Annotated in this window: 28 protein-coding genes and 1 tRNA gene; 20 read left to right on the top strand and 9 right to left on the bottom strand. The window is 60.0% G+C overall.

The window, feature by feature from the left end; all coding sequences use genetic code 11:
• The first annotated feature begins 14 nt into the window (after positions 1–14).
• From hisB to tatC, 12 genes are all read left to right on the top strand, one after another.
• Positions 15–602 (top strand): imidazoleglycerol-phosphate dehydratase HisB, encoded by a 588-nt coding sequence (hisB, locus tag AB870_RS21005; RefSeq protein WP_047906164.1) that lies wholly within the window; start codon positions 15–17, stop codon positions 600–602.
• Between the two features lie 85 nt (positions 603–687).
• A complete protein-coding gene (locus AB870_RS21000; protein WP_044457284.1) occupies positions 688–1314 on the top strand; it encodes a MarC family protein in 627 nt (208 codons plus the stop codon).
• Positions 1311–1952, top strand: coding sequence for an imidazole glycerol phosphate synthase subunit HisH (gene hisH / locus AB870_RS20995; protein WP_047906163.1), 642 nt, complete (start codon positions 1311–1313; stop codon positions 1950–1952). The genes AB870_RS21000 and hisH overlap by 4 nt, the downstream gene beginning before the upstream one ends.
• Before the next feature lie 191 nt (positions 1953–2143).
• A complete protein-coding gene (hisA, locus tag AB870_RS20990) occupies positions 2144–2893 on the top strand; it encodes a 1-(5-phosphoribosyl)-5-[(5-phosphoribosylamino)methylideneamino]imidazole-4-carboxamide isomerase (protein WP_047906162.1) in 750 nt (249 codons plus the stop codon).
• A gap of 38 nt (positions 2894–2931) precedes the next feature.
• Positions 2932–3705: an imidazole glycerol phosphate synthase subunit HisF gene (gene hisF, locus AB870_RS20985; protein ID WP_047906161.1), complete on the top strand. Its 774-nt coding sequence runs from the start codon at positions 2932–2934 to the stop codon at positions 3703–3705.
• Between the two features lie 43 nt (positions 3706–3748).
• Complete coding sequence (gene hisI / locus AB870_RS20980) at positions 3749–4147, top strand: phosphoribosyl-AMP cyclohydrolase (protein WP_047906160.1); 399 nt, start codon at positions 3749–3751, stop codon at positions 4145–4147.
• Positions 4148–4152: 5 nt separating this feature from the next.
• Entirely contained in the window at positions 4153–4518 is a 366-nt protein-coding gene (locus tag AB870_RS20975) for a phosphoribosyl-ATP diphosphatase (protein WP_047908518.1), read from the top strand.
• A gap of 60 nt (positions 4519–4578) precedes the next feature.
• A complete protein-coding gene (locus AB870_RS20970; RefSeq protein ID WP_237169999.1) occupies positions 4579–4992 on the top strand; it encodes a DUF4870 family protein in 414 nt (137 codons plus the stop codon).
• 53 nt (positions 4993–5045) lie between these two features.
• Positions 5046–5420: a histidine triad nucleotide-binding protein gene (locus tag AB870_RS20965; RefSeq protein ID WP_047906159.1), complete on the top strand. Its 375-nt coding sequence runs from the start codon at positions 5046–5048 to the stop codon at positions 5418–5420.
• A 295-nt stretch (positions 5421–5715) separates the two neighbouring features.
• Entirely contained in the window at positions 5716–5961 is a 246-nt protein-coding gene (tatA, locus tag AB870_RS20960) for a Sec-independent protein translocase subunit TatA (protein ID WP_047906158.1), read from the top strand.
• 12 nt (positions 5962–5973) lie between these two features.
• A complete protein-coding gene (tatB, locus tag AB870_RS20955) occupies positions 5974–6516 on the top strand; it encodes a Sec-independent protein translocase protein TatB (protein ID WP_047906157.1) in 543 nt (180 codons plus the stop codon).
• A gap of 96 nt (positions 6517–6612) precedes the next feature.
• Positions 6613–7398, top strand: a complete 786-nt coding sequence (tatC, locus tag AB870_RS20950; RefSeq protein WP_047906156.1) for a twin-arginine translocase subunit TatC — start codon at positions 6613–6615, stop codon at positions 7396–7398.
• Positions 7399–7489: 91 nt separating this feature from the next.
• Here tatC and AB870_RS20945 read toward each other — a convergent pair whose 3' ends face one another.
• Positions 7490–8707: a Do family serine endopeptidase gene (locus tag AB870_RS20945; protein ID WP_047906155.1), complete on the bottom strand. Its 1218-nt coding sequence runs from the start codon at positions 8705–8707 to the stop codon at positions 7490–7492.
• A 17-nt stretch (positions 8708–8724) separates the two neighbouring features.
• Between AB870_RS20945 and AB870_RS20940 the strand changes: the two genes are divergently transcribed.
• Complete coding sequence (locus AB870_RS20940; protein ID WP_047906154.1) at positions 8725–9474, top strand: Nif3-like dinuclear metal center hexameric protein; 750 nt, start codon at positions 8725–8727, stop codon at positions 9472–9474.
• Between the two features lie 23 nt (positions 9475–9497).
• Here the strand turns inward: AB870_RS20940 and mscL are convergent, their stop codons facing one another.
• A complete protein-coding gene (gene mscL, locus AB870_RS20935; protein ID WP_044457272.1) occupies positions 9498–9944 on the bottom strand; it encodes a large conductance mechanosensitive channel protein MscL in 447 nt (148 codons plus the stop codon).
• 425 nt (positions 9945–10369) lie between these two features.
• Here mscL and petA point away from each other — a divergent pair, with 425 nt between their 5' ends.
• The 6 genes from petA (at position 10370) to AB870_RS20905 (ending at position 14552) form a co-directional block, all read left to right on the top strand.
• Positions 10370–10984 (top strand): ubiquinol-cytochrome c reductase iron-sulfur subunit, encoded by a 615-nt coding sequence (petA, locus tag AB870_RS20930; RefSeq protein WP_047906153.1) that lies wholly within the window; start codon positions 10370–10372, stop codon positions 10982–10984.
• 2 nt (positions 10985–10986) lie between these two features.
• Positions 10987–12372, top strand: a complete 1386-nt coding sequence (locus AB870_RS20925; RefSeq protein ID WP_047906152.1) for a cytochrome b — start codon at positions 10987–10989, stop codon at positions 12370–12372.
• Positions 12373–12403: 31 nt separating this feature from the next.
• The gene (locus AB870_RS20920; protein WP_047906151.1) at positions 12404–13123 is read left to right on the top strand and encodes a cytochrome c1; all 720 of its coding nucleotides are present in this window, start codon (positions 12404–12406) and stop codon (positions 13121–13123) included.
• A gap of 83 nt (positions 13124–13206) precedes the next feature.
• A complete protein-coding gene (locus AB870_RS20915; RefSeq protein ID WP_044457268.1) occupies positions 13207–13818 on the top strand; it encodes a glutathione S-transferase N-terminal domain-containing protein in 612 nt (203 codons plus the stop codon).
• Between the two features lie 76 nt (positions 13819–13894).
• Complete coding sequence (locus tag AB870_RS20910; RefSeq protein WP_047906150.1) at positions 13895–14353, top strand: ClpXP protease specificity-enhancing factor; 459 nt, start codon at positions 13895–13897, stop codon at positions 14351–14353.
• Positions 14354–14476: 123 nt separating this feature from the next.
• Positions 14477–14552 (top strand) — tRNA-Thr (locus AB870_RS20905).
• Between the two features lie 85 nt (positions 14553–14637).
• Here the strand turns inward: AB870_RS20905 and AB870_RS25775 are convergent.
• The 6 genes from AB870_RS25775 to AB870_RS20880 form a co-directional block, all read right to left on the bottom strand.
• A complete protein-coding gene (locus AB870_RS25775) occupies positions 14638–15627 on the bottom strand; it encodes a tyrosine-type recombinase/integrase (RefSeq protein WP_335645723.1) in 990 nt (329 codons plus the stop codon).
• Between the two features lie 259 nt (positions 15628–15886).
• On the bottom strand, positions 15887–16663 hold the full coding sequence (locus AB870_RS20900; RefSeq protein ID WP_047906149.1) for a rolling circle replication-associated protein: 777 nt from the start codon (positions 16661–16663) through the stop codon (positions 15887–15889).
• A gap of 127 nt (positions 16664–16790) precedes the next feature.
• Entirely contained in the window at positions 16791–18485 is a 1695-nt protein-coding gene (locus AB870_RS20895; RefSeq protein WP_064674882.1) for a type II secretion system protein GspD, read from the bottom strand.
• Positions 18482–19543: a zonular occludens toxin domain-containing protein gene (locus tag AB870_RS20890; protein ID WP_047906148.1), complete on the bottom strand. Its 1062-nt coding sequence runs from the start codon at positions 19541–19543 to the stop codon at positions 18482–18484. The genes AB870_RS20895 and AB870_RS20890 overlap by 4 nt, the downstream gene beginning before the upstream one ends.
• 3 nt (positions 19544–19546) lie before the next feature.
• Positions 19547–19849, bottom strand: coding sequence for a DUF2523 family protein (locus AB870_RS20885; RefSeq protein ID WP_047906147.1), 303 nt, complete (start codon positions 19847–19849; stop codon positions 19547–19549).
• Between the two features lie 7 nt (positions 19850–19856).
• On the bottom strand, positions 19857–21557 hold the full coding sequence (locus AB870_RS20880) for a hypothetical protein (protein WP_157112397.1): 1701 nt from the start codon (positions 21555–21557) through the stop codon (positions 19857–19859).
• A gap of 378 nt (positions 21558–21935) precedes the next feature.
• On the opposite strand from AB870_RS20880, the gene AB870_RS26495 reads away from it, so the two are divergent.
• Positions 21936–22091, top strand: coding sequence for a hypothetical protein (locus AB870_RS26495; RefSeq protein WP_157112396.1), 156 nt, complete (start codon positions 21936–21938; stop codon positions 22089–22091).
• Positions 22092–22132: 41 nt separating this feature from the next.
• On the opposite strand, the gene AB870_RS20870 is transcribed toward AB870_RS26495, so the two are convergent.
• Complete coding sequence (locus AB870_RS20870; protein ID WP_053059470.1) at positions 22133–22384, bottom strand: hypothetical protein; 252 nt, start codon at positions 22382–22384, stop codon at positions 22133–22135.
• Between the last annotated feature and the right edge of the window lie 6 nt (positions 22385–22390).

The raw sequence follows: 22390 nt of genomic DNA, 5'->3' as shown, positions 1-22390 counted from the left end.
GAGAACTCACCATCATGCGCATTGCGGAAGTCGTTCGCGATACCAGCGAAACGCAAATACGCGTCAAGATCGATCTGGACGGCACCGGCCGTAAGACCCTCGATACCGGCGTACCGTTTCTGGACCACATGCTCGACCAGATCGCCCGCCACGGCCTTATCGATATGGATATCGAAGCCAAGGGCGATACGTACATCGACGACCACCACACGGTGGAAGACGTCGGTATCACGTTGGGCATGGCGGTTGCCAAGGCCATCGGCGACAAGAAGGGTATCGTGCGCTACGGCCATAGCTATGTGCCGCTCGACGAAGCACTTTCGCGCGTGGTGATCGACTTCTCGGGGCGTCCCGGTCTGGAGTTCCACGTGCCGTTCACACGCGCTCGCGTGGGCAACTTCGACGTCGACCTGCTCATCGAATTTTTCCGTGGCTTCGTGAATCACGCGGGCGTCACGCTCCACATCGACAACCTGCGCGGCATCAACGCCCATCACCAGTGCGAAACGGTGTTCAAGGCGTTCGGTCGCGCGTTGCGCATGGCGGTGGAGATCGATCCGCGTGCGGCCGGTGTCGTGCCGTCCACGAAGGGAAGTCTGTAAACAGCTCGAATAGTCCGCCGGACCGGTGTCCGGCGCCCAGTGCAGGATTCATCGACCGGCCGGCCGCCGGCGCCGTGTGCCCCTTATGACGCTCGACGCCTTCAAGTTCTTCATCTCGCTGCTGGCCCTGATCAATCCGCTCGGGGCGATCCCGCTGTTCATCAGCCTGACGTCCACGCAGACGCGCGAAGAGAAGCGCCACACGATCAAGGTGGCGGCGATTGCCGTGGCGCTGGTGGTGGCGGGCTCGGGATTGTTCGGCGAGGCGATCATCCGCTTTTTCGGCATTTCGATTGCCTCGCTGGAAGTCGGCGGTGGCGTGATCATGCTGCTCATGGCGGTGAACATGATCAACGCGCAGACGGGAAACACGCGGGCGACGGCGGAAGAGCGCCACGAAGCGGAGGAGCGTCCCAACATCGCCGTGGTGCCGCTCGCGATCCCGTTGCTCACCGGCCCGGGCACGATCAGCACCGTGATCATTTACTCCGGGCGTGCGCACGGCTGGGCGCAGATCCTGGCGCTCATGGCGATCGGTGTGGGCGTGGGGGCCGTGTGCTGGGTGGCGTTGCGCAGTGCCGGCCGGATCGAAGGCTGGCTAGGGCGCACGGGCATCAACATCGGCACGCGTCTAATGGGGTTGATCCTCTCGGCGCTGGCCGTGGAATTCATTATCGATGGTTTGAAAATACTGCTGCCGGGTTTGAGATGAATAAGATTGCGATTGTCGACTACGGAATGGGCAACCTGCGCTCGGTCTATCAGGCGCTGCGTGCCGCAGCCCCGGAGGCCGACGTGAGCATCAGCAGCGACGCTGCCGGGATCCGCGCCGCCGACCGTGTGGTGCTCCCGGGGCAGGGCGCAATGCGCGATTGCATGGGCTGCCTGAACGAGTCTGGCCTGCGCGAGGCGGTCGTCGAAGCCGCCGCCACCAAGCCGATGTTCGGGGTGTGCGTGGGCGAGCAGATGCTGTTCGACATGTCCGACGAAGGCAACACGCCTGCACTCGGCCTGCTGCCGGGGCGCGTGGTGCGCTTCGATCTCGAGGGGCAGGTGCAGGACGACGGCTCGCGCTTCAAGGTGCCGCAGATGGGCTGGAACCGCGTGCGCCAGACGCAGGGCGACCATCCGATCTGGGCCGGCGTGCCCGACGACAGCTATTTTTACTTCGTGCACAGCTATTACGTCGTGCCCGCAAAGCCTGAACTGACGGCCGGCGAGACGGTCTACGGAGTGCCCTTTACCTGTGCAGTGGCCCAAGATAATATCTTCGCCACTCAGTTTCACCCGGAAAAGAGCGCCCAGGCCGGCCTTGCGCTTTATCGCAATTTTGCGCAGTGGAAGCCCTGATGACTACCTGTGCGGTGCGCCGTCTCCCGGTTTCCTCCCAGAGCGTGCGCTCCATCACGGCTTATACTGTGTCATGTTGATGAACCCGATCCCGCCATGCCGTTGTCCGGCAAGACCGGGGTCGGTTTCGTGTTGTCCGCGTAACTCGCGAATTCCTTTTACTTCCCACTAGCGACGTTTCACGATTGCCTATGCTGCTCATCCCGGCCATCGACCTTAAAGACGGTCAATGTGTTCGCCTCAAACAAGGCGACATGGATCAAGCCACCGTATTCTCGGAGGACCCCGCCGCCATGGCCCGACACTGGGTCGATCAGGGTGCGCGCCGTCTTCATCTGGTGGACCTGAACGGCGCATTCGCTGGCAAGCCGCGTAACGAAGCGGCCATCCGCGCCATCATTCAGGAAGTCGGCGCCGACATTCCCGTGCAGCTGGGCGGCGGCATTCGCGATCTGGGCACGATCGAGCGCTATCTGGACGATGGTCTGTCGTACGTCATCATCGGCACGGCGGCGGTGAAGAACCCCGGTTTCCTTCGCGATGCGTGCAGCGCCTTCGCCGGACACATCATCGTCGGCCTCGACGCCAAGGACGGCAAGGTCGCCACCGACGGCTGGAGCAAGCTCACCGGCCACGAAGTCGTGGATCTGGCGCGCAAGTTCGAGGACTATGGCGTGGAATCGATCATTTACACCGACATCGGCCGCGACGGCATGCTCCAGGGCATCAACATCGACGCGACCGTGCGTCTCGCGCAGGCGGTGACCGTGCCGGTGATCGCCAGTGGCGGTCTGTCGAATCTGGGCGACATCGACGCGCTGTGCAAGGTCGAAGGCGAGGGCGTCGAAGGCGTCATCTGCGGCCGGGCGATCTACTCGGGCGACCTGAATTTCTCCGCGGCGCAAACGCGCGCCGACGAGCTTTCCGAAGGAGCGGCATAAGCGAGACAGCGGCTGCGACCGCCTCGCGTGCCTATATCATGGCTCTCGCTAAACGCATCATCCCGTGTCTGGACGTGACGGCCGGCCGTGTGGTCAAGGGCGTCAACTTCGTCGAACTTCGCGACGCGGGCGACCCCGTCGAAATCGCCCGTCGCTATGACGAGCAGGGCGCCGACGAACTCACGTTCCTCGACATCACCGCGACCTCCGACGGGCGCGACCTCATTCTGCCCATCATCGAAGCGGTGGCCGCGCAGGTCTTCATCCCGCTCACCGTGGGCGGTGGCGTGCGCGAAGTGGCGGACGTGCGGCGTCTGCTCAACGCGGGCGCCGACAAGGTCAGCATGAACTCGTCGGCGGTTGCCAACCCGCAACTGGTTGCCGATGCGGCAGCCAAGTACGGCTCGCAGTGCATTGTCGTGGCGATCGACGCCAAGCGCGTTTCGGCCGACGGCGAGGCGCCGCGCTGGGAAGTCTTCACGCATGGCGGTCGCAAGAACACCGGCCTCGATGCCGTGGCGTGGGCCCGGCGGATCGAGGTGCTGGGGGCGGGCGAAATCCTGCTCACGAGCATGGACCGCGACGGCACGAAGAGCGGCTTCGATCTGGCGCTCACCCGCGCGGTGTCGGATGCCGTGAGCATTCCCGTCATCGCCTCCGGCGGCGTGGGGTCGCTCGCAGACCTGGCCAACGGCGTGACCGAAGGCCACGCGGACGCCGTACTCGCCGCGAGCATCTTCCACTATGGCGAGCACACGGTCGGCGAAGCGAAACGCTTCATGGCCGGCAAGGGCATTTCGGTTCGCCTTTGAGCCCTTGCGGCTCCTCTCGCCTTTGAACGGAATTCGACGCATCATGACCCAGGATTGGCTGGACAAGGTTAGTTGGGACGCGCAGGGCCTTGTGCCCGTGATCGCGCAGGAAGTCGGCAGCAACGACGTGCTGATGTTTGCCTGGATGAACCGCGAAGCGCTCGTGCGCACCGTGGAGATCGGCGAAGCCGTCTACTATTCGCGCTCGCGCAAGCGTTTGTGGCACAAGGGCGAGGAGTCGGGCCACGTGCAGAAGGTGCACGAGATTCGTCTCGACTGCGACGAAGACGTGGTCCTGCTCAAGGTGACGCAGAACGACGGCATCGCATGCCATACCGGCCGTCATTCCTGTTTCTTTCAGAAATTCGAGGGCAGCGTGGACGCGGGTCGGTGGACCACCGTCGAACCGGTGCTCAAAGACCCGAACAAGATCTACAAGTGAACGTCATGAACGATACGCTCGAGCGTGTTGCCGAAGTGATCGCCTCGCGCAAGGGCGGCGATCCGGACAAGTCGTACGTTGCACGTCTGTTTCACAAGGGCGACGACGCCATCTGCAAGAAGATCGGCGAAGAGGCCACGGAAGTGGTGCTCGCCGCCAAGGACATTCGCATTGACGGCGCCGGAAAGGCTGGCGATTTGCGTCAGAAACTGGTCAACGAGACCGCCGATCTGTGGTTCCACTGCATGGTGCTGCTCGCCCATCACGACCTGAGCCCGAACGAAGTGCTGGCCGAACTGGCTCGCCGAGAAGGGTTGTCGGGGCTCGTCGAGAAAGCGCAACGCGGCACGCGCGGGGAACACGCGGACTGATCGCGGTCTTGCCTGCCGCCCCCGAAACACGGCGTGCAGGCGCTCAAAAGGAGACGCCACATGAACGATCCGCACGGCACCGGCAGCACGGGCCACCCCTATACCATCAACACGCCGAATGTCGTGAATGCTCCCACGGAGGAGCAGGAGCGCGCGCTGCGCAAGCTCACGCACGTGCTCTACGCCCTTTATGCGCTGTTTTGGCTCACGGGCGGCGTGACGGCCATCGTGGCCATCATCATCAATTACGTCAAGCGCGACGACGCGGCCGGCACACTCTACGCCTCGCATTTCACCTGGCAGATCCGCACCTTCTGGTGGTCGGTGGTGTGGGCTGTGCTGGGCGTGGCGCTCGCCATCGTGTTCATCGGCTTCGCGATTCTGTGGGTGCTCGGTATCTGGACGCTGTACCGAATCGTCAAGGGCTGGCTTTATCTGAACGACAGCAAACCCATGTACGCGGCGCGCGCCTGAGGGCTGCGGCGACGCGTCGATCCATCGAAAAAATACGAGAGGAAGACACACGCATGACGCACGACAACTGTATCTTCTGCAAAATCATCGCCGGGCAGATTCCGAGCGCGCAGGTGTACGCCGACGACGACGTCGTTGTCTTCAAGGACATCAATCCCGCCGCCGAGCTGCACCTGCTCATGGTGCCGCGCAGGCATATCGCCACGTTGCAGGACTGCCAGCCTGAAGACCAGGCCCTGCTGGGCAAGATGATGCTCCTCGCGCCGAAGCTCGCGGCCGAGCAGGGCTATCGGTTCGACGGCAATGCGTTGAACGTCGAGGGCAACGGGTTTCGTGTGGTGATGAACACCGGGCCGGGGGGCGGTCAGGAGGTTTATCATCTTCACTTGCACATTCTGGCCGGGCCGCGGCCGTGGAAGCGCATGTAAGGGCTGCCGCAAGTCCGCAGCCTTCGGAATAACGCGACGGCTTGCTGCGTCAATCCGGTGGAACATGCACCGCTTGCGCATCGAAAAAGGTTTCACGAAACATTTATTTCTACCCGGTGTCGTGCCCGGTTACGATGCTGGACGTGACGCGCAATGTGCCACAATGGGGCACAGGGTGGCGGCACACGGGGCAAACATGGCGCACCGCGCCGCAGGCTTGAGTGCCGCGGGCGGGGGCGCTGGACGAAACCTCGCCGCGACGCGGCAGAGGTCAGCAAACGCAAGGAGAGTGGTCATGGGTTCGTTGAGTATTTGGCACTGGCTGATCGTGCTGGTGATCGTGATGATGGTTTTCGGCACCAAGAAGCTGCGCAACATGGGCAGTGATCTCGGTGGGGCAGTCAAGGGCTTCAAGGACGGTATGAAGGAAGGGGAAAGCACTTCCGGTACCAAGGACGACCCGGCGGCTGCCAAGGAACTGCGCGATTCGACCACCATCGACGTGCAGGCCAAGGACGCGAGCAATCACAAGCAAGGCTAAGCCGGCGTCGACATGATCGATCTCGGTCTTTCCAAACTGATGTTGATCGGCGTGGTGGCGCTGGTCGTGATCGGTCCTGAGCGTCTGCCCAAGGTGGCCCGCACGGCGGGCGCCCTTTTCGGCCGTGCACAACGCTATATCAACGACGTGAAGGCCGAGGTCAGTCGCGAGATGGAACTCGACGAGTTGCGCAACATGCGCTCGCAGTTCGAGGACGCGGCGCGCAGCGCGCAGAACACCGTTCAGAAGCAGTTGCATGAGCAGGAGGCGTCGCTCAATGAGGCCTGGGCGAGCGCGACGGGCACGTCGTCGAGCGAGATCGCCGGCGGCGGCACCGATGCCGCGACCGGGTACTCCGACAGCTATCTCTCCGAGCCGGTGGTGACGTCGAGCATTCGCGCGTCGGCCAAGCGCCGTAACTGGCGTGTTCGCCGGTCCGCGACGCCCATCTGGTTCAAACAAGCCAGCACGACGCGAACGCGAGTGCAGTCGGGGGCGGCGCGCGTGGCGCGTCACACACCGGCCAAGCTGCGTCGACCCGTCAAGTTCTTCTGAGGTTCGCCCAAGACCCTCGAAGACGCTACTGGACATAACCGTGCCGAACTTCCCGCCATCTGGCACTGTGCCGGCTTCATTCCTGGATAAGTCGACGTGAGCGACGAGAAACAAATCCCCGACGGGGGCGCCGAAGAGACCTTCATCTCGCACCTGGTCGAGTTGCGTAACCGCATCATTCGCGCGGGTATGGCGGTGATCGTGGTGTTCCTGTCACTGGTCTACTGGGCACCGGACATCTTCCGGCTGCTCGCCCGCCCGCTCACGCAATCGCTGCCCGCCGACGGCAAGCTGATCGTCACCGACATCACGGGGTCGTTCTTCGTCCCGATGAAGGTCACGCTGATGGTCGCGTTCGTGATTGCGCTGCCCATCGTGCTGTATCAGGTGTGGGCGTTCATTGCGCCGGGGCTGTATCAACATGAGAAGAAGCTGGTGATGCCGCTGGTCGTGAGCAGCTATACGCTGTTCCTGATCGGTATGGCGTTCGCGTACTTCCTCGTCTTTCCGACGGTGTTCCACTTCATTGCGCATTACAACGCGCCGCTGGGCGCGGAGATGAACACCGATATCGACAACTACCTGAGTTTTGTCCTCACGATGTTCATGGCGTTCGGGGTGACCTTCGAGGTGCCGGTGGTCGTCGTGGTCCTCGCCCGCATGGGCGTGGTGAGCATCGACAAGCTCAAGCAGATTCGTCCGTATGTGGTGGTCGGCGCGTTCGTGCTCGCCGCAGTGGTGACGCCGCCGGATATCCTCTCGCAACTGCTGCTGGCCGTGCCGCTGTGTATCCTCTACGAGCTGGGGCTGGTGGCCGCAAGGTTGTTCGTCAAACAGGGACAGCAAGCTGACGCGGAGAAGGACGGCAAGGCAACGTCCTGATACGTAAGGGCGCCGCAAAAACAAAAAGCACGGGATTGAACCCCGTGCTTTTTTGCTTTACCACGTGCCCGTCTTGCCGGTCGGGCGGGGATCAGTCGGCGTTGTTCTCTTCGCCGCCGTCCTCGTCGTCCTGCACCGGGCGCTTGGGCGGGGGCGGCCGCTTGCCGATCGTCACGGTCAGATCGAGATCCTTCTTTTTGCGCGTGACATGCAGCCTGGCCTGTGTGCCCGGCTTGATCTGCGCGATGACATTGAGCAGTTCGGTCGTATCCCGAATGGACTCGTCGTTCACCTTCGCCAGAATATCGCCCGGCTGGACGCCCGCCTTGTCGGCCGGCCCGCCCTGCACCACACCGGCGATGATGACGCCCGAATCCTGCTGAAGCCCGAACGACTCGGCGATATCGGACGTGATGTCCTGTGGCTCGACCCCGACCCAGCCGCGCGTGACGCCACCGGTCGTGATGATGCTCTCGAGCACCGAGCGGGCCGTCGATACCGGAATCGCGAAACCGATGCCCATATTGCCGCCGCTGCGCGAGTAGATCGCCGTGTTGATTCCGAGGAGGTTGCCGTTCACGTCGACCAGCGCGCCGCCCGAGTTGCCCGGGTTGATGGCGGCATCCGTCTGAATGAAGTTCTCGAAGGTGCTGATGTCGAGGTGGTTGCGGCCCAGCGCGCTGATGATCCCCATGGTGACCGTCTGGCCGACGCCGAACGGGTTGCCGATGGCGAGCACCACGTCGCCCACGCGCACCTGCTCCATGCGTCCGAGGGTGATGGCGGGCAGATTGTCGAGGGTGATCTTCAGGACCGCCAGATCGGTCTCGGGATCGCTGCCGACCAGCTTGGCGCGGGCCTTGCGGCCGTCGGCGAGGGCGACTTCGATCTCGTCGGCGCCGTCCACCACGTGATGATTCGTGAGAATATAGCCTTCGCTGCTCACGATCACGCCGGAACCGAGGCTGGACACCGGATCCTGACGCACCGTGCCGCCGCCGTCGCCGAAGAAGTAGCGGAACAGCGGATCATCCAGGCGCGGATCGCGATTTTGCTTTTGTTCCTTGCTGGAAAAGATGCTGACGACCGCGGGCATGGCCTTTTGCGCGCCGTCCGCATACGAGCCGGCCGCCGGCTTGTCGGACAGGCTGGGTGCGACTTCCTGCAAGGCGATGATCGGATTGGCCAGTTGCTTGCCGAACGAACCCTGGCGTTGCAGCCACTGAGGCTTGAGAGTGGCGATGATGAAGAGCAACGCAAGCAGCACGGTGACCGCTTGCGCGAACAGTAGCCAGAAGCGTCTGAGCATGAAAGAGCGAGACCTATATGAATCGTGTTGAACTGGAATTGTATCTGAACGATACCCTGCAAATCGCGCAATTTCGCGATTACTGCCCGAACGGCCTACAGGTCGAGGGGCGCAACGAGATCAACAGAATCGCCTCCGGCGTGAGCGCGAGTCTGGCGTTTCTCGAAGCCGCCCGCGACTGGGGGGCCGACGCCGTCCTCGTCCACCACGGCTACTTCTGGAAAAACGAAGACGCCCGCATTACCGGGATGAAGCGCAAGCGCCTCGGCTTGCTGATCGGTAACGACATCAATCTGTTCGCCTACCATCTGCCGCTCGACGCGCATCCGGAACTCGGCAACAACGCGCAGCTCGGAAAATGGCTCGGATTTGCCGACGATGGCGGCCGTTTCGGTCCCGATCAGCTCGGTTGGCTGGGCGCACCCGCGCAACCGACGACGCTCGCCGAACTGGCGGCCCACGTCGGACGTCAATTGGGGCGCCAGCCCCTTGTGCTGGGCGATCCGGGCCGGCACGTGCGCCGGGTGGCGTGGTGCACGGGCGGCGCGCAAGGCTTTTTCGAAGCTGCGATCGCCGCGGGGGCGGACGTGTATATCAGCGGCGAAGTGTCCGAACCCACCCAGCATCTCGCGCTGGAAAGCGGGGTGGGGTATCTGGCGGCAGGGCATCATGCGACCGAGCGTGGCGGCGCGAAAGCGGTTGGCGAGCATGTCGCCGCCCGCTTCGGGCTCGAACATCGCTTCTTCGACCTGCCGAACCCCGCCTGAGCGGGGTGTCGCGTTATCGGCGCTTATCCGTTCTGCTTCTTGAGACTGTCGCGGATTTCGCGCAGCAGAACGATGTCTTCCGGGGTCGGTGCCGGCGCGGCCGGCGCTTCCGGTGCGGGGCGCTTGAGGCGGTTGATCTGTTTGACCATCAGAAAGATGATGAACGCCAGAATCAGGAAATTGAGGGCGACGGTGATGAAGTTGCCGTATCCGAACACGGCGACACCGGCCTTGGTCAGGTCGGCATAAGACGTCGGATTGCCTTTGAAGTCAGGCGGAATCGCGCCGAGCAGGATGAATTTGCTCGAAAAATCGAGGCCGCCGAAGATGGCGCCGACGATCGGCATGATCAGGTCCTTGACGACCGAATCGACGATCTTGCCAAAGGCCCCGCCGATAATCACACCGACGGCCAGATCGATCACATTGCCCTTGACGGCAAATTCCTTGAATTCCGACATGAAGCTCATGCCATTCCTCCGCTGTTTTGATGAGTGGCCGGGGGAGCATCGCTGCACCGGTCCTCTCGAATTGGCATTGATTGACCGGTAATCTCATGCGGGTCTCTGGACGAGGGCAACGGTGACGCCGATCAACGACCGTCGATGTCACGCGATTGCCACAGGCCGCGCACGATGTCACCGGGGCGAGACAGGGAAAATGATGACTAAATGTCGTGCACGCGTCAACGAAAGCGGCGATCATAGCGGTTCTCGTGCAGCATCCCAATAGCGAAACCCCGGGTGGGCGGTAGCCACCCGCAGGGTACGTTAATCCTTTGAAAATACGCGAAAACCACTAGGAGACAGGGGCGTTTTGCCGTTGTTTCAGGCATTTACGCTCGCGTATGATTTAAGGTTGACGGAAATACAAATTCAACCGTGTGGGGCTTGTGATGAGTAACAATCAGAAACGTGCCGTCGACAGCAACCGCCGGAACCTGCTGATTGCAACGTCCGTAGCTGGAGGCGTGGGCGGCGTTGCAACACTCGTTCCTTTCGTCAGTTCCCTCCAACCCTCGGAGCGCGCCAAGGCTGGCGGAGCGCCCGTCGAGGCGGACGTCAGCGCGCTCAAGCCGGGCGAAAAGATGACGGTTGCCTGGCGTGGCCTTCCGGTCTGGATCGTGCGCCGGACGCCGGAAGAAATGGCTTCGCTGTCCAAAGTGACGTCGGAACTGGCCGATCCGGATTCCAAGCTGACGTTCACCTTCCCGCTACCCGAATACGTGAACAACGAATTTCGGGCGCGAGCCGAACACAAGGATCTCCTTGTCGTCATTGGCGTATGTACGCATTTGGGCTGTATTCCGTCCGGGCCGTATCAGGCGGGCGCCGAATTGGCTCTGGGCAAAGACCCGGGCTTCCTGTGTCCTTGCCACGGTTCGACCTACGACATGTCGGGTCGCGTCTTCAAGAACAAGCCGGCGCCCGTGAATCTCGACGTGCCTCGTTTCATGTTCGTGAGCGACACCAGGATCGTGATCGGTAAAGACGAAAAAGGAGAAGCGTAATCATGGCCGCCGACAAACAGGTCGACACGACGGGCTTGCTGGGCTGGATCGATCGCCGGTTTCCGCTCACACAGCTCTGGAAGGACCACGCGTCCGAGTATTACGCGCCCAAGAATTTCAATTTCTGGTACTTCTTCGGCTCGCTGGCCATGCTGGTGCTGGTGATCCAGATCCTCACCGGCATCTTTCTGGTGATGAACTACAAGCCCGACGCCAACCTCGCATTCGCGTCGGTCGAGTACATCATGCGCGAAGTGCCGTGGGGCTGGCTGATCCGCTACATGCACTCGACCGGTGCCTCGATGTTCTTCGTCGTGGTGTATCTGCACATGTTCCGCGGGCTGCTGTACGGGTCGTACCGCAAGCCGCGCGAACTGGTGTGGGTGTTCGGGTGCCTGATTTTCCTGTGCCTGATGGCCGAAGCGTTCATGGGCTATCTGCTGCCGTGGGGTCAGATGTCCTACTGGGGCGCACAGGTGATCGTGAACCTGTTCTCCGCAATCCCGTTCATCGGCCCGGACCTGTCGCTGTGGATTCGTGGCGACTACGTCGTGTCGGATGCGACGCTGAACCGCTTCTTCGCGTTCCACGTGATTGCGATTCCGCTGGTGCTGATCGGGCTCATCGTCGCGCACATCATCGCGCTGCACGAGGTGGGTTCGAACAACCCGGACGGCGTCGAAATCAAGGACAAGAAGGACGCCAACGGCAAACCGCTCGACGGCATTCCGTTTCATCCGTACTACACGGTCCACGACATCATGGGTGTGGGCGTGTTCCTGATGGTGTTCTCGGCGATCGTGTTCTTCGCGCCGACGATGGGCGGATACTTCCTCGAAGCGAACAACTTCATTCCGTCCGATCCGCTCAAGACACCGCCGCACATCGCACCGGTCTGGTACTTCACGCCGTTCTACTCGATGCTGCGTGCCACGACCGACGACTTCAAGTATGTGCTGATGGGCGTGGCGGTACTGGTGACGGGCGTTTGGTGGATCAAGGGCCGCGCGGCGGCGACGACCAAGGTGGCTGCGTCGGGCGGTGTGGTCCTGCTGTTGCTGTTCATGTTCCTGACGGAAGCCAAGTTCTGGGGCGTGGTGGTTATGGGCGGCGCGGTGGTGACGCTGTTCTTCCTGCCGTGGCTGGACCATAGCCCTGTGAAGTCGATCCGTTACCGTCCGGGATTCCATAAGGTGCTGCTGGGTATTCTCGTCGTCGTTTTCTTCGTGCTGGGCTATTTGGGGATTCAGGGGCCGACGCCCGTGAAGACCGCCATTTCGCAGGTCGGTGCGCTGTATTACTTCGGTTTCTTCTGGCTGATGCCGCTATGGAGCAAGCGCGGCACCTTCAAGCCGGTACCGGATCGCGTGACTTTCGCGGCGCATTGAGCGCACTCAAACGACGACTAGGAATATCAAGATGAGAAAACTGTTGCTTATCCTGGCGCTCCTGAGTGGCTTCGCGGCGCCGGCCATGGCCGAAGAGGGAGGGGCGCTGGACACGGCGCCCAGCCGGATCGACGATCTGGCGTCGCTGCAACGCGGCGCGAAGCTGTTCGTGAACTACTGTCTGAACTGCCACTCGGCGGCGTCGATGCGCTATTCGCGTCTCAAGGATCTGGGGCTGTCGGAGACGGAGGTCAAGAACAATCTGCTGTTCACGACGGACAAGATCGGCGAGACCATGACTGTCGCCATGCGCGCGGCGGATGCCAAGGAGTGGTTCGGCTCAGCTCCGCCCGACCTGTCGGTCGAGGCCCGCGCCCGGGGCACCGATTGGCTATACACCTACTTGCGTACCTTCTATCGTGATGACACGCGTCCGACGGGTTGGAACAATCTGGCGTTTCCCAATGTGGGTATGCCGAACCCGTTCTGGCAGTTGCAGGGGCAGCGGAGTCTGAAGCATGTGGAGGGGGCGGAGCATGGCCCGGCGCAGTTCGTGCAGATCACGCAGGGGACGATGAAGCCGGTGGAATTTGATTCTGCCATGGCGGATTTGGTATCTTATCTGGATTGGATGTCGGAACCGGCGCAGCGAACGCGCCGGCAGTTGGGCGTATGGGTTTTGTTGTTCCTGGGACTCTTTACGGTACTTGCCTGGCGCCTGAATTCGGCCTATTGGAAGGACGTGAAGTAAAATAACGTCTGTACGACGGGGCCAGGGCTTGGGAAGCGTCGGTTTCCCGCCCCGGCCCCGTTGGTTTTTAAGGAAGACGCGCTATGATGGTTTTGTACTCGGGCACGACGTGCCCCTTCTCCCAGCGTTGCCGGCTGGTTTTGTTCGAAAAGGGCATGGATTTCGAGATCCGTGACGTCGATCTGTTCAACAAGCCGGAAGACATCGCGGTGATGAACCCGTACGGTCAGGTGCCGATCCTTGTCGAGCGCGACCTGATCCTGTACGAATCGAACATCATCAATGAGTACATTGACGAACGTTTCCCGCATCCGCAGCTGATGCCGGCCGATCCGGTGCAGCGTGCGCGTGCGCGTCTGTTCCTGTTCAATTTCGAGAAAGAGTTGTTCGTTCACGTGAGCGCGCTTGAGAACGAGAAGGGCAAGGCGGCGGAAAAGAATCACGAGAAGGCACGACTGTCGATTCGTGATCGTCTGACGCAGTTGGCGCCGATCTTCGTGAAGAACAAGTACATGTTGGGCGAGGAGTTCTCGATGCTCGACGTGGCGATTGCTCCGTTGCTGTGGCGTCTGGATCACTATGGCATTGAGTTGTCGAAGAATGCTGCGCCGTTGATGAAGTATGCCGAGCGGATTTTCAGCCGTCCGGCGTACATTGAAGCACTGACGCCGTCCGAAAAGGTCATGCGTCGCTAATACGTTGATTTGCCCGCTGGCGGGGCCGGCCTGTCGAGGGTGACGGGCGGGTTTCGTGGCGGGAAACGTTGGTTATATGCCTGAAACGTCTACCAAGCCTTATTTACTGCGCGCGCTGTATGAGTGGTGTACCGACAACGGTTACACGCCGTATCTGGCCGTGCATGTCGATGCCCGGACCCGTGTTCCGCGTGAGTTCGTGAAAGATGGCGAGATCGTGCTGAACATCAGTTTCGACGCCACGAGCGGACTGCAGATGGGCAACGACTGGATCGAATTCAGCGCCCGCTTCGGCGGTATTTCACAGAAAGTGGAAGTGCAGGTGCCGAACGTGCTGGCGATATACGCTCGCGAGAATGGGCAGGGGATGGCATTCCCGGTCGACAAGCAGGCGTCTGTGGACGAGAGTCCCGAACTGGAAGCGGTGCCGCCGGCGCAGGAGACGGGTGAAGACGACCCCGATCCGACGCGCCCGGGTGGCAACGGTACGGCAGGCGGCAACGCCGGACGTGCTCGCCTGAAGGTAGTGAAGTAAGTCGAGAGAACGCTGCACGAGCGCGATGCGCAAGGCAACGCGCGTGAAACACAGCGAAAGCAGACGATTTCACATCAACAGATAGTCGCAGTGACCAGTGAATCGGTTACAATACACGACTTCGCCGGCTTAGCTCATCTGGTAGAGCAGTTGATTTGTAATCATCAGGTGGCGGGTTCGAGTCCTGCAGCCGGCACCAATACCCATGCGGGTTCCAGAGATGGGACCCGCATTTTTTTGTTCTACAGACTTAGCATAGTTCTACAAACGGACGCTATCGTTTGCTATTTTGTCGGTGTCGTAGTTCTTCCACGTTTTCGTATGTAGTGCTCGGTCATAACCACGCTTCCATGACCGAGTAGAGATTGCGCACCTCTCAGGTCGCTTGCACTCTCTTTATCGGTTCCTGCTTTTGCACGTAAGTCACGGAATTGGAATTCCGCTTTCGCAATTCCGGCCGTCTCACGCGCCCGGTCGAATCTGAATCGCAATGCAGACTGACTTAGCGGCCTACCGCATTCATCCACAATCAGCCGGGTTGATCGCGGATTGTGCCCAGCCTTTCTTTGCTTCAGCTTCTCAAGCAGGGTCGCCAGTTGCCCGACAACTTCAATGCGTAGTAGCGCGCCGGTCTTGTTTTGGCGAACAATCACCACTCCATCGCGAATATCGCGCTCGTCCATCTTCAGTACGTCTGCAGGACGTTGCCCTGTCAGATAGGCCAAGTCCATTGCTTCGCGCAACGGCCAGTCCGACGCTTGCCAAACTGCATGATACAAACTGTCATCGACGTACACATCTCGCCCTGTCTCACGGTGCTTGCGAACTCCTGCACATGGGTTTGGGCGGTCGGTCGCTCCCCACTCTCGGGCTTTGTTGAATATGTGTGAAAACAAAGCAATCTCGCGGTTAGCTGCAACCGGCGATGACTTTCGCCAATCCAGGTACTTGCGAACATGAATAGGCTTAATTTCGTCCAACGGGGCAGGCGGGGAATCAAAGAACTGATATAGCTTCTCTAACTGCAATGTGTTCGTTCGTCGAGTTGCCACAGCCTTATGTGGAAAAACCTCCTTCAGATACCGTTCTGCGGCATGACGAAAGGTCACCAGCGATTGCGTCGTTCGATTACCTTGTTCAAGGTCTGCATATCGGCGAAGCGCCTCCACAAAATCCCCGCCGAGCGCTAGCCACCGTCGTGGCTTACCACCCATATCGTAGTAGTAATAGGTCTTGCCTCGTGACGTTTTCTTGAGCCGCAAGCGCGGCGGCAAGTGGAGGTTCTTTGTCGGTCGACGCCCCACGGGTTAGCCTCCGAGAACGGAAGGATGCCAGCCGCCACGGCCGACGAATCGTTTGTCGTGCGAGGAGTCCGACCTCCCTTCGACGGCGGAGCGAGCGACAATTGCACGGCCGCAAGCGTTGACGAAGAAAGGAAGGCCCATCCGGCGCAGCGCTTCCACCTACTTTGACTTCACTTTACGCCCGGTCAGTGTTTCCAATTCGGGCGGGGATAAGAACATACTCGCCATGTTAGTTCTCCCGAGTCGCCAACCACAAACACCCGAGATCCTGATTCCAGTACACCTGACAGTGATCAAGACTTGCGCCTGCGGTCTCAGCTGCTTCGAAAGCGGTCACGATGGCTTTCACGGGGTCATCGCTTAGGATATGCGCGATGGGTTGGCGCTCCGGCACTGTGATCCCTTTGCTGGTCCAGTACCGCTTCTCGTTCATCTCGTGCTCGGCAAAGTCCTTCGTGATGTACTTGCTCAGATATCCGGCCAGCTTGTGACGCAGACCTTTCTGGCGGAACGGATTGCGCACGTCGACGTTGCCGTTATCTGCGCCGACGATGGAGTGCCAAATGGCGCGAAGCACCCGATAGTTCTGTCGGCCTCTCACAGCCACGTGGATATGCCATGCACCGCGCTTCTGCCGTTCGGGGACTGCGATGTACTGAAAGTCCAGAAACTTCCCCAAGCGGCGGCGTAGGGCGTCGAAATCGTGCTTGAGGCGGTCCTTGTCCTGCATGTTCTCCCGATACGTCAAAGTGATCATCCTGTCCGCCTGCATGGCTTTACAGCGCAGCCTCACATGTCGCCGGGCACGTTTGGCTGACGCAAGCCGGTTGTCTTCTTTCTTCTCCGAATCCCCGCGCTTTGCCTTCGGGATTCGATACAGCGACTGAGCGCGCATGTACCGGTCGAATCGGGTGGCGTTGATCTCATGCAGACCCTCACCAAAATCTCGACCTCCGATGACCCATTCACGGCGGAAGGGATAGTCGTCTACACTGTTCTCAAGCATGGCAACTCCTGATTGTCGTGTTGATGTGCTGGCCCCGTTCGTTGCTGCGTTCGGGGCCTTCTCTTTTTCGGGGGGGAGTGTTCTTGGCTTTGCTGGCGGGCCTTGCCGGGTGTTTGTACGTTAAGTGTTACTGATATAAATCTAGGGGCGCGCTTCGCGCGCCCCCGCCGTCCTCGCCCCTGCGGGCGGCGGGGGCAGCGCGGCGCGTCTCCCTCTCTGGCGTCAGTGCCACTTCACGCACTGGGCTGACGGCGAGGCGGTTTTCAGTGAGGGGATGTGTGGTCGACGTTGGCGCTTCGGCGGACGTCCGCAGTACTACCCGCTGCTCGGTCGCGCGGGGCGCGCTGGGCCGCGCGTCATCGGCCCGGACTTCGCGGTTCGGCTCGTGGGCACCCTCAGCTTCGACGTCGGCGCCGACACTCCCGACGCTAGTTGTCCTCACACGTTCGACCTGGAGCATCAGGAGTATTTCGGTGTTGGACGAGGCGTCGCTATGGCTGTCGAGAAAGCGGGGCAGGAAGGCCAGTCCCGTGCGGTTGTCGGTGCTCTTGTTCGTCGTCAGACCGCCCATGAGGATGACGTCACCGTCATGCAGGCTAATTTCGGTGCTGACCTCTCGCGTATTCAACGTCGGAGAGTTATTGACGCCGGTCGTCGTTTTCACGAAGTCGCTGATTTGCTGAGTGACGCGCAAATCGATGATTCGATCTTTGACGGTCGGGGACAACTCAAAGATGACGCCTGACGAGTGGTACTCGACCGACTGAACAGGTTCGCCGCCACCGCGCGGGTAACTCACGGACTTCAGGACAGGGACTTTCTGGCCGACGGTCAGCCGACCTCTAGCCCCGGACCGAATACGCAGGTTCGGGCTGTTAATGACTTGAAAGCGGGAGTCCTTGGAGAGCGCAGAGAGGGCGGTGGAGAAATCACCCGCCTTCAGGCGAATCGCGTTTCCGAACTTGTCGCCGTCAATCGTGACTTCGATTCCCAACCCCTTCGAGAGCAGATCTAGGGCGAGTTGAAAGGCCGAGCCGCGCTCGACGCTATTGACCACCTCATATGCCGCAGCACGCACACTGACCTCGCCCATGGGCGTGTCGAGTTGGGGTAGCAAGCGCTTAAGTGCCGTAATTTCGGTCGGCGTGCCGTGGAAAAGCAATGTGTCGCCTCTTTGGTCAATCAGCGACGCAGCAGAGCCGGGCGTGACTTCACCTCCGACTCTTGCGTTGTCAGGCGCTGCAATCTCTCGATTGACGGTGAATCGCCCCTGAAAAAGTGGGCTTGCAAGGCGCGATAGATAAGCCGTGTCCCGATATCTCGGGTGATAAACGAAGGTGTCGCGGTCAGGCTCGACGGCAACTTCCACGTCTCGCCGCTTGAAGACGAAGTCAACACCAGATCGCGTTTCGACGCCAAAGCCTAGGGAGTCTAGAAACAGCGAAAGAAACGCTTTCAAATCGCCGTTTTTGGTGTTGAAGCGGAATGAGACAAGACGTTGGTCCTGAAGCACCTCGGGAGCGATGACGTACGGAGTTTTGACCGCTTCGCCGTAGAGAAGCGTTACCAGTTGGGAGACGCTCACAAGCTGGAAATCAAACGAGCCGCTCGTCTTGCCGGGGAGCGGAGGGATGCGTGTCCGGCTCCTGGCACGTTGCTTTTGTTCTGCCTCAAGCATCGGCCGCGATGAATAGTCCAGCGGCGAATATTCCTCCTCAGCCTTGAAGCCTGAGAAATCGATGGGCGCAGGAGCCGTTTTTGCTTCCGTGGCGAGTGCGGACAACGAGAGCGAAAGCATTCCCAACAGGACGCTGAGTCTCATTGCATGCCCCCCATGTACGACGATGACTTGCCGCCCGACCATACCGTCACCCGCTGGTCGTCGATGCTTCCGATTCGTGCGATGCCGTCAAGGTTGAAAACGGAAGGCGACTCAACTCGCAATCGGCCATCGTTGTTTGCGACAACGACATAGCGCTCGTTGCCGACGCTGTAGCTGCCAGCGATGCGCCATTCACCACTAAACGCCGGTACGTCAGGACGACCTGCCACGCCCGCGTCATGAGGGGCAGGTTGAGCGGTTGTTGATGAGGCGATTTCTTGCGGCGCTTTGGCACCCGCAAATCCGCCATTGAAGTAGCCAATTAGGAAGCGAACGCTCATCGTGCCGACCGCCAGCATAAGGCCGACGGTGAACCAAAGACGCTTGTTCGAGAGGACGTTTTGACGTCGATCTATCGACCGCTCTTTTCCCTTGCCGCCAGCGTAGGACTGATACAGCGGGAATATGGCTTTGCTATAGCGCTTGGTAAAGATGTCGATTCGGTTCGACTTGGTGACCTTTCCGCCCTCATATAACTCAATGCGGTAGTTCCGGGTTAAACCAAGCTCCTTGAGTTTCTTCGTGACGAATGTGACTTCCACCACCGCACGCAGTTGGCGGTGCAAATCACCAATTGACTGAATCATGAGCGCCACGTCACACGCGACCCCGGTCTCCGGGTGGACGTAATGACGATGCATACGGAAGAAGCGCATATGCTCGGGCTTGAGTTTGTTGCCGACCGACCAGAAATTCCAAGCCTCATCGATTGCAACGAGATCCCCCGGTTTAACGAGTGTTTCGGCCTCGGGGTTTGCCTCGTCCGGAAAGAAGTTGTCGCGCGTCACGTCATCGTTCTTCACCGGGACGATTTCGCCCAGCGCATTGGCGTCGGCTTTGCGAACGTCAATGCAGTATTCGCGAATGAGGTCGGGTTGTATGCCGTCGATGTTCGTCACCACGCGGCGTCCAGCAATCACGGCGGGCACAATGACGCTACTCACAACCTCGTAGCTTTTGCCGGACCCCATCAAGCCCGTGTACGCGTTGATAGCCATGAGTTAGCCCAACATTGGGATACGGCGAATGACGAACTTATTCCCCATCGCCGCAAGCACTATCGGCAATCCCTGCGGCACCGCCAGCAATTCGAGCCAGTACCAGACGCCAGGCGGAAGGCTCCCAAGTGCGCTTGAGAGGGCATTGGCGTCGGGTAGCAGGCCACTGCCCTTGATAACGTCCACGAACTCTGTCGTCACATACCAGAGGCCGAAGAACATGGCGAACTTGATGACGACCGAACGGAAGATGAACTGAAGCGTCGTGTTCAGTCCCGAGAGAAGAACTTCGAAGAGACTCGACATAGTGACCTCAAGCGGCGAGAACAATAGCGGCGGCGATCAGCACGAACACCGCGAGCATGATTGCGGTGATCATCGGGCGGTACTTTTCCGCGAGATCGCACATCGCGTCCATGCGAATCCGTTTATTGAAAAGTTCAAACGACGGGCGAGGACATTGCGCTTTGTATTTCGGCGTCTTCCAGTCTTTGAAGCCCGGCGCGAGCTTCAGGATTGGATCTAGGATCATGGCCGCCGTAGGAGGATCTTCGAGTGTTGGTGTTGCGACCTGCGGGGCTGTGCCGAGATCAACCTTGACCGGGCTGCCGATGTCGACAGTCGGGCGATTGACGACGTTGACGTCTTTAGTCAACTGGGATTCCGGCTTCGTCTTTGTGTCGGTTTCCGTTTTCGGTCCCGTTGTCGGATCGACTTTAGTTTCCGTTTCGGTGCCTGTTTGCGTCTCGGGTTTTATCGTCTCGCGGATGATAACTTTTCGCTCCCTCGGACGATTTGCGGGGCGAAACAGGTCTTCAATGAGGGGGACCGCTTCGGGATTGGCTTTTGCCCATGGGTCGACGTCAGCCGTTGTGACAGGGTCAGTGGCACTGTAGGGCAAACCTTCGTAATCGGGGCGAGACGCTGCTCGACGCCACGCGCTATCAGCGACTTTGGCTAGAGTTTCACTGCCGATTCTCGCGCCGTGAATGTTCTTTGGAATGCCAACGTAGGCGCGCTCCAAACTGTCATACCAGTTCTGGGCCGTGCTCGGCTGCTCACGTTCATATACGCTTTGCAATGCGAAAAAACTGCCACCCGGCCACCGGAGGTCGTACTGACCGAGCACTTCGGTTTCAGTCCTCCTGACCTGTTCGGGACACCATGCCTCGTCAGGTTTGACCGGTACGCCCAGCATTTCGTAACACAGTGACCCATCAGGCTTGTCCGGTTTTCCCGGCTTTCCCAGCTTGCAGGGACGACATTTGTTTTCAACGATATTTCGGGTGACTTCAAACGCTATTTGCACCAAGTTGCCATCGACGTCAAACGCTGGTTGAAAGCGCACGGCGGTAAACGCGTTTTCCCCATCAAAGCGATCCGACATGAATCGGATAAACCGAACTACGTCAGACATTCCTGCGAAATGGACCGAGATATTTTCGCCTTGATAGGTGCCGATCGAGTCGCTCTCAAGCGGAAATCGTGCGCATGGTCCAGGCATGCAGCCTCTGCGTCTGTAGACACGGAAGCCCGCATTCGCCGCTGCAACGCTCCAATGATCCTCGAAGCCGCTTCCGCTAAGGCCCGGGTATGACGCTTTTTCAACTCCGGGTTGCTGGTCGCGCGGAACTTGAATACGTACGCGGTCGCGCTCATCGGCAGAAATCCTAATCTTGTCCTTTCCCAAGTAGGCCACTATCGCAGATCCACCTGCAACGATGCCAAGTCCAGCGAGTATGGTCAGCCACACGGGTGCTCCGAGCACGCTAAGTCCGATTCCTACACCGGTGCCGGCGACATTCAGAGCCGTCAACTCCGAGGACATCGCCGCTTCGGTTGCTGCGATTCTCGGATCAGCAGCGGCGATACCCCGACGTTTAGCGACTTCGCGCATGATGCTCGCGATTGAACGGTTAAACAGCCAACTGGCGGCCGGGGGCGGAACGAATGAACTCGCCGTTTGCTGCGAGAGAAGCGCAATCATCAGCACGACGAGCAGTACCTTTTTCATCTTTACCCCCGCAGGCCCGTGACGACCGCCCACCCGCACACCAATCCCCATGCAAAAAACGTCAAGTTCCAGAGTTCTTGAGATGGCATAGCGTCGCCTCGCGGGTACGTTTGAGGTTGAAATTCGAAAGCGATTGCAGCGAATCGAAAACTAGCCAGCGTCGTCGTCGGCAGTCTGTCGACGCGAGGCGCTCATTCGACTCGTAATGCAAGCCCGGGCAAGATTCAGGGCTAGATCCGCTAGCCATACAAGGCCTTTGGTCGTCACCAACAGGGATACGGTCATCACTGCGGATAGGAAGCAGACCGGCCCGATGAACGCGTTCATGAATTCGGCGAGCCGCATGCTCGCGAGATCACTTACAAGGAGGTGTTCCATATGCAGAATCCTTATCTTCAAATGCTGGTGGGCGGAATCAAAGGTCTGTGGGAGCAGATCACCACTGATCCGACAACCGTGTTCTTTGCGGTAGCGCTATTGGTCATGATGGTCATTTCCCTTTGGATGGGGCCTCTTGAGCGCAGGCGTCGGTAAGGGAAGCGTCCGGATCGCTTCCCTACCTCACTTGCCGTTCATCAACCGCGAATGAACCCGAGTACGATCTTCGCGCCCTTAACGCCGACATAAATCAGCGCCAAGCTGGCCGCCACAGCGAGAATTGCGGTGCCGACCTGAGCGAAGCTGATTGAGTTGGTCATCGCGCTCAGGTCGACAGCGCCGCTACCACCGCCACCTTCGGCATGTGCAGCAAACGGCGTTGCGATCATCACGGCGGCAACACCTGCACGGCCTCCGATTGCCTTCAGACGTTCAAGCTTTTCTTTCATGGTTTT

The sequence above is a fragment of the Pandoraea faecigallinarum genome (assembly GCF_001029105.3).
Lineage (GTDB): Bacteria > Pseudomonadota > Gammaproteobacteria > Burkholderiales > Burkholderiaceae > Pandoraea > Pandoraea faecigallinarum.
The sequence above is the reverse complement of the archived record's forward strand: the minus strand, read 5'-3'. Positions and strand labels throughout refer to the sequence as shown.

Bases quoted from the DNA above. Each gene is read 5' to 3' on its own strand.
- AB870_RS20880 (WP_157112397.1), bottom strand. From the start codon at position 21,557: ATGAAAAAGGTACTGCTCGTCGTGCTGATGATTGCGCTTCTCTCGCAG.
- AB870_RS21000 (WP_044457284.1), top strand. From the start codon at position 688: ATGACGCTCGACGCCTTCAAGTTCTTCATCTCGCTGCTGGCCCTGATC.
- AB870_RS20910 (WP_047906150.1), top strand. From the start codon at position 13,895: ATGCCTGAAACGTCTACCAAGCCTTATTTACTGCGCGCGCTGTATGAG.
- AB870_RS20925 (WP_047906152.1), top strand. From the start codon at position 10,987: ATGGCCGCCGACAAACAGGTCGACACGACGGGCTTGCTGGGCTGGATC.
- AB870_RS20900 (WP_047906149.1), bottom strand. From the start codon at position 16,663: ATGCTTGAGAACAGTGTAGACGACTATCCCTTCCGCCGTGAATGGGTC.
- AB870_RS20940 (WP_047906154.1), top strand. From the start codon at position 8,725: ATGAATCGTGTTGAACTGGAATTGTATCTGAACGATACCCTGCAAATC.
- hisI (WP_047906160.1), top strand. From the start codon at position 3,749: ATGACCCAGGATTGGCTGGACAAGGTTAGTTGGGACGCGCAGGGCCTT.
- tatB (WP_047906157.1), top strand. From the start codon at position 5,974: ATGATCGATCTCGGTCTTTCCAAACTGATGTTGATCGGCGTGGTGGCG.
- AB870_RS20965 (WP_047906159.1), top strand. From the start codon at position 5,046: ATGACGCACGACAACTGTATCTTCTGCAAAATCATCGCCGGGCAGATT.
- AB870_RS20970 (WP_237169999.1), top strand. From the start codon at position 4,579: ATGAACGATCCGCACGGCACCGGCAGCACGGGCCACCCCTATACCATC.
- hisH (WP_047906163.1), top strand. From the start codon at position 1,311: ATGAATAAGATTGCGATTGTCGACTACGGAATGGGCAACCTGCGCTCG.
- AB870_RS20915 (WP_044457268.1), top strand. From the start codon at position 13,207: ATGATGGTTTTGTACTCGGGCACGACGTGCCCCTTCTCCCAGCGTTGC.
- AB870_RS26495 (WP_157112396.1), top strand. From the start codon at position 21,936: ATGCAGAATCCTTATCTTCAAATGCTGGTGGGCGGAATCAAAGGTCTG.
- AB870_RS20975 (WP_047908518.1), top strand. From the start codon at position 4,153: ATGAACGATACGCTCGAGCGTGTTGCCGAAGTGATCGCCTCGCGCAAG.
- AB870_RS20945 (WP_047906155.1), bottom strand. From the start codon at position 8,707: ATGCTCAGACGCTTCTGGCTACTGTTCGCGCAAGCGGTCACCGTGCTG.
- mscL (WP_044457272.1), bottom strand. From the start codon at position 9,944: ATGAGCTTCATGTCGGAATTCAAGGAATTTGCCGTCAAGGGCAATGTG.
- AB870_RS20870 (WP_053059470.1), bottom strand. From the start codon at position 22,384: ATGAAAGAAAAGCTTGAACGTCTGAAGGCAATCGGAGGCCGTGCAGGT.
- tatA (WP_047906158.1), top strand. From the start codon at position 5,716: ATGGGTTCGTTGAGTATTTGGCACTGGCTGATCGTGCTGGTGATCGTG.
- AB870_RS20895 (WP_064674882.1), bottom strand. From the start codon at position 18,485: ATGAGACTCAGCGTCCTGTTGGGAATGCTTTCGCTCTCGTTGTCCGCA.
- petA (WP_047906153.1), top strand. From the start codon at position 10,370: ATGAGTAACAATCAGAAACGTGCCGTCGACAGCAACCGCCGGAACCTG.
- hisF (WP_047906161.1), top strand. From the start codon at position 2,932: ATGGCTCTCGCTAAACGCATCATCCCGTGTCTGGACGTGACGGCCGGC.
- AB870_RS20920 (WP_047906151.1), top strand. From the start codon at position 12,404: ATGAGAAAACTGTTGCTTATCCTGGCGCTCCTGAGTGGCTTCGCGGCG.
- AB870_RS20890 (WP_047906148.1), bottom strand. From the start codon at position 19,543: ATGGCTATCAACGCGTACACGGGCTTGATGGGGTCCGGCAAAAGCTAC.
- hisB (WP_047906164.1), top strand. From the start codon at position 15: ATGCGCATTGCGGAAGTCGTTCGCGATACCAGCGAAACGCAAATACGC.
- hisA (WP_047906162.1), top strand. From the start codon at position 2,144: ATGCTGCTCATCCCGGCCATCGACCTTAAAGACGGTCAATGTGTTCGC.
- AB870_RS20885 (WP_047906147.1), bottom strand. From the start codon at position 19,849: ATGTCGAGTCTCTTCGAAGTTCTTCTCTCGGGACTGAACACGACGCTT.